Origin of the sequence: Shewanella sp. AS1 (genome assembly GCF_021412565.1) — a bacterium.
In the GTDB taxonomy this organism is placed as follows: Bacteria; Pseudomonadota; Gammaproteobacteria; order Enterobacterales; family Shewanellaceae; genus Shewanella.
Genome location: NZ_JAKCLJ010000174.1, coordinates 1 through 213, shown reverse-complemented (window position 1 = coordinate 213; position 213 = coordinate 1). Strand labels below are relative to the sequence as shown.

The window sequence follows — 213 nt, the reverse complement described above, 5'->3', positions numbered from 1 at the left end:
TATCGGCGAAGGTGCCCGCAGGCACGCCAAAGCTAAAGGCGCTGCCTTGGTCTGTGGCTTGGTCGGTCAGTGCCGCCGAGACAGTCGGTGCATCGTTAGTGCCGGTGACGGTAATGCTTAATGTCTGTACATCAGACGCACCTTGGCTGTCGGTGCCAGTGACATCAATGTTGAGTACTTGAGTTTGACCTACGCCCAGCGACTGATACGCCG

Annotated in this window: 1 protein-coding gene; it reads right to left on the bottom strand. The window is 57.3% G+C overall.

The annotated features are described in order from the left end of the window. Positions 1–213 (bottom strand): VCBS domain-containing protein (locus LZP69_RS16570; protein ID WP_234201768.1); only part of this gene is annotated, 213 nt, incomplete at both ends.